Source organism: Chloroflexus sp. (assembly GCF_034432675.1).
Taxonomy (GTDB): Bacteria; Chloroflexota; Chloroflexia; order Chloroflexales; family Chloroflexaceae; genus Chloroflexus.
Map to the genome: position 1 here is coordinate 1 of NZ_DAOUBI010000230.1, position 4,661 is coordinate 4,661.

At 55.2% G+C, this 4,661-nt stretch carries 5 protein-coding genes and 1 pseudogene; 2 read left to right on the forward strand and 4 right to left on the reverse strand.

All coding sequences use genetic code 11. The annotated features are described in order from the left end of the window. Positions 1–70 precede the first annotated feature (70 nt). Together VAE55_RS17115 and VAE55_RS17120 are read right to left on the reverse strand one after the other, a co-directional pair. Positions 71–211, reverse strand: a complete 141-nt coding sequence (locus tag VAE55_RS17115; RefSeq protein ID WP_322816933.1) for a hypothetical protein — start codon at positions 209–211, stop codon at positions 71–73. A gap of 674 nt (positions 212–885) precedes the next feature. Further along, positions 886–1,542 carry a hypothetical protein gene (locus tag VAE55_RS17120; protein ID WP_322816934.1) on the reverse strand — a complete coding sequence of 219 codons (657 nt, stop codon included), beginning with the start codon at positions 1,540–1,542 and terminating at the stop codon, positions 886–888. A 174-nt stretch (positions 1,543–1,716) separates the two neighbouring features. Here VAE55_RS17120 and VAE55_RS17125 point away from each other — a divergent pair, with 174 nt between their 5' ends. Beyond that, entirely contained in the window at positions 1,717–3,054 is a 1,338-nt protein-coding gene (locus VAE55_RS17125) for an amidohydrolase (RefSeq protein ID WP_322816935.1), read from the forward strand. A 32-nt stretch (positions 3,055–3,086) separates the two neighbouring features. Continuing rightward, positions 3,087–3,968, forward strand: a pseudogene (locus VAE55_RS19205) (winged helix-turn-helix domain-containing protein). Positions 3,969–4,067: 99 nt separating this feature from the next. Here the strand turns inward: VAE55_RS19205 and VAE55_RS17135 are convergent. Next, positions 4,068–4,241, reverse strand: coding sequence for a hypothetical protein (locus tag VAE55_RS17135; RefSeq protein ID WP_322816937.1), 174 nt, complete (start codon positions 4,239–4,241; stop codon positions 4,068–4,070). Then, positions 4,238–4,429: a hypothetical protein gene (locus tag VAE55_RS17140; RefSeq protein ID WP_322816938.1), complete on the reverse strand. Its 192-nt coding sequence runs from the start codon at positions 4,427–4,429 to the stop codon at positions 4,238–4,240. Before VAE55_RS17140 ends, VAE55_RS17135 begins: the two co-directional genes overlap by 4 nt. Positions 4,430–4,661: the final 232 nt, after the last annotated feature.

The window sequence follows — 4,661 nt, forward strand, 5'->3', positions numbered from 1 at the left end:
TCGCGACAGCAGCGTGGCTGCCGTCCTCCCAACACCGGCGACGCGAATTGGTCGGCGCGTGTCGGCAGGGTTAACAGGTACGGGTTTTGGGTGCGCCGGAAGCGTGCGCTCCCAGGGTGACGGCGCCGGAGGCTCGCACGACCAGGCTCACAAGGGGCCACTGGCGCGTCGTGAGTGGACGTTCGTTGGCATCGTAGTAGGGGCGACGCATGCGTCGCCCCTACCGGCGGGCAATGGCGCATCGGTCAGGGGCAGCCGCAGGGAGAGCGGTTGCCGGTCTGTGCTCGTCGCCTGGCGGTACGATCAGAACGCCCCGAACCATCGTCCCTCACCTCGCCCGTGCTGTGCTCTGCGTGACCCATCTGTCTCCCAGCGACCGGTATACTCCGTCGGCGCACATCGTGATGGATACGGTGCATCGTTATCAAGACTACCGTGCGGCACCCCCCAGCATGCTGCGTCGGTATCAGCGCGGGCGTCCAGCCCGCGTGCAGGCATCCTCGCCACCGCTGTCAGGTGCTGGCCGTGACCGCTGGTGCGCAGGCTTCCAGCCTGCGCCACGGTCTGGCACGATGTCTCCCGCCGCCCCCAGACCGCACCTGTTTCGCGGTCTATTCACGATGCGCATGGCGCACTATAGGACTGATCCCTGGCATGTTACTTACGAGAGTACATAGTTGACGCCATGGGTATAGTTGTGGGTAATGCATAACGCAGCGCGGGGGAGGAGCTGGGGGTAAGGGCGTTCAGCGCACCCCCAGCCCCTCTTTCCCGCATACGCTCGCATGTACTTTCCGTCCCTGAACGGACGTGAAGATAGTGGACGTTCTCGTTACGTTCATCGAGTTGGTCAATGATGAATGAGATTACTTTTACTAACCCTGCCTACCCTGACCGACGACTATCCCTTGCCCGCTGAACCATCTGCCACTCACTAATCAGCGTGGCTGCCTGTTCGTTGGTAAGCTGAGCAACCGGAGCCTGAAACCGACGCTGTGCTTCGGCGTCGGGATCGAGTGCGAGGTCACGGGCCAGTGAAGCAATGGCGTTTCGCTGCTTATCGGTGATCGGTTGATTTGCGTAGCGAGCGCGCTCTTCGGCGATGAGAACCCGCTGGTGTTCATCACTCAGACGCTTCAGCTCATCGATGAAGGCCGATGCCTGGCCTTTGTTGAGCGAGACCAGATCATAGCCATGCTGCTGGGCGAAGCTGGCCAGTTGCTCACCTGACCAACCCAATGCCTGTTGCAGGGCAGCGATGAAGTTGCGCTGTCGTTCACTGGCCGGCGCCTCAGGATCGCGCACTGTGATGGCCGTTGCTGAAGTGTATTGCTCGCGAATGTGGGCGATCTGTTGCTCGACTGCTTCGCGTTGGCTGCGAAAAATACGCCAGCCGAGATCAACTGCCTGCTGAACCATCTGATCATCAGCATCAATTGGCAGGGTAATGGTCTCTTCGATGGTGATAAAGTCGTCGCCGAGTTTGATCGCTGTGCGATAGGTGCGGGTAACACTGCGTTCGCTCTGTGATTTGGCCGGCATGGCTTCCTCCTCTAACTCTCCGTACCGATTCGTCCCTATGCGCCTGGTGGCTATTGTTGTGCAATGCCGGCGCTGAGACTATTATAGCACAAATGTTCAACTTTTGTCAATCTTGAGATTTCCGGTTACAATGCCCATAATAACTGAATTGCATTGTCAATATAGAGGAGCGTTATGTACGATCTTCTGGTTCAACGCGCCGACGTACTTCAGATCGCCAACGGCGTTCCTTCCGTGTTGCCGCAACACGATATTGCAATTACTGATAGACGTATCGTCGCCATCGCTCCCGACATCAGCCCCGGTCTTGCTCGTGAAACCCTGGCCGCTGATGGTCTGCTTGCTATTCCCGGCCTGATCAATAGTCACTCCCACACCGCGATGAGTCTGTTTCGCGGTGTCGCTGAAGATGTTCCCATCGAAGAGTGGTTCAACGGCATTATCTGGCCGCTGGAGACCAATCTCACCCCTGAAGATGTCTATTGGGGCACATTGCTCGGTCTGGCTGAGATGATCGAAGCGGGAGTGACTTGTGTCGCCGATCATTATTTTGCTATGGACGCAATTGTCCGGGCGGTGCAGGAGTCGGGGATACGGGCATTGCTGGCCTGGACGATCTTTTCGGGGGCTGATGAACACGAACAATTGATTCAGGCACGTCAGTTTGTCGAGCAGTGGCACGGTGCTGAGGCAGATCGGATTTGGGTCTGGATGGGGCCGCATTCACCGTATACCTGCACACCATCGTTGCTGCGGCGGGTAGCCCAGACTGCTCGTGAACTCGGCGTCGGTATCCATATTCACCTTTCCGAAACCGCAGCCCAGGTCGCCCAGAGTCTCGCTACCCACGGCTGTTCACCGGTCGCCGTCGCTCGCAACGCCGGCCTGTTCGATGTACCGGTCCTGGCAGCGCACGTTGCCCACGTGTCGCCAGACGATATTGCGACCCTGGCAGCCCATGGGGTAGCGGTGGCCGTTACTCCGAAAACCGAGATGAAACTTGGGATTGGCGTTGCGCCAACGCTGGCAATGCGCGAAGCAGGGGTCACCGTTGCGCTTGGGAGTGACGGTGCGGCAAGCAATAATACCTACGATATTCTGGAGTCAGCTCGCCTGCTGGCCCTGCTCGAAAAGCTACGCCAGAGTGATGCCCGTTGTATGCCAATCGGAACGACGCTCGAACTGGCTACCGGCGCCGGTGCCCGTGCGTTGCAATGGGACGGGATCGGTGTCTTGCAGGTTGGTGCCCGTGCCGATCTTGCGCTGGTACAATGCGTAACTGCCCATACGCAGCCGCTGCACAACCCGGCAGCAGCGTTGCTCTACAGTTCGCAGGCTGCCGATGTTGATACGGTGATCGTTGATGGTCGCATCCTGATGCACAGGCGTACCCTGCTTACCATCGATAAACCGCGAGTGTTACGTGAGGTGGCTGCGCGGATCGAGCGTCTCACCCAACGCCAGGGCGAACGACGGATTGCGACGTACCCTGAAGCGCAGGCGAGCCGGTAGTCGGGTAGATGATATCTGATGGCAGAGTCGATATGCCAATTCCCGATTTCCAGGCGATCATGCTGCCCGTGCTACGGGTGATGGCCGATGGTCAAGAGCACTCGATCCAGGGTTTGTTGGATCGTCTGCCGAGACGTTTTCCCTAAGTGAAGAAGAGGTACGCGAATTGTTGCCGAGCGGTAAGCAAACCGTGTTTTACAATCGCGTCGGCTGGGCCAGAACGTATCTAGCCAAAGCAGGACTGCTCGAAACAACCCGACGCTCATAACTACCGCATTACCGCTCGTGGTCAACAAGTTCTGCAACAAAACCCTTCGCGAATTGATATAAGATTTCTGGAACAATTCCCCGAACATCTTGAGTTTCGGCGACGACCGAAATTAACAATCTTTGAAGAGAAAGAACAAACACCTGAAGAGGTTCTTGAAGATGCCTATCAAGAGATTAGAAATAACCTAGCTCAAGAATTGCTCAAACTGGTAAAACAAAGCCCTTCGGCGTTCTTTGAACGGCTTGTTGTCGAATTACTCGTAAACATGGGGTATGGTGGCTCGCGGCGTGATGCTGCACGGGCCGTTGGCCAGGTTGGAGATGAAGGAATCGATGGTATCATTGATGAAGATCGGCTGGGTCTTGATACGATTTATATTCAAGCAAAACGGTGTTGTTGCCGCCCAGAAATTCAAAAATTTGTTGGTGCTTTGATGGGAAAGCGAGCAAGAAAAGGTATTTTCATTACAACTTCTACTTTCTCGGCTGAGGCTATTGATTATGTTGTAAATATTGATATGAAGATCGTCCTGATTGATGGAAAACGTTTAGCGGAGCTTATAATCGACTACGATGTAGGCGTGGCGACCGTCTCTACCTGTCAACTCAAACGAGTTGACTCCGACTATTTTGGGAATGGATAACGTCCAGACCATTGTTCTCAGTGACAAGCGCATGGAATTAGCTGACCTGAGCGATCTCTCGCCCAGGCCAGGCCGGCAAGCGACGCCTATCTGCGCGTGCTACTTTATAAGCATTGCCAGGCCACAAATCAAGCCCCCCGCCACCGTTACCACGAGCAGATGAAGTGCAAGTGGGCTTCCGGCCAGGAGGAAAGATATGGCAACCGCGACGATGCCGACGATGACACCAATGATGATGGCTTCACGTTCCAACATGCTGAACATATCAATCATCGCTCTCGCTCACCAACATCGCGTCCCTGATCGAGTGAATAGCTACCGTAATCCTGCGTAGGTGGTTCAGTCGCTTTCTTGACAATCACGCCAACCTGGATTAAGAACCAGAAGATACCTGAGACAATCAGAGCGACTACGATCAAGCCGCCAATGATAATTGCGATCAAAAACAATGTGCTCATCATGGTTTTCTCCCCTGACTATAACACTATTATAGTATGGCAGGTAGTTTTAGCGGAGATGCGGGAATTATCCCTCGCTTATGATACGAGTGAATGGCGGGCAACGTTGTAAAAGTTCTGATCGGGCCGTACCAGATCGGTGCCTGATATTGATTTGCAAATGCTTTGTTGCAACGATCGGATCAATCGAGACGCACGTACCGATGGATAGTATAGACCAATCCGTTGCGGATCG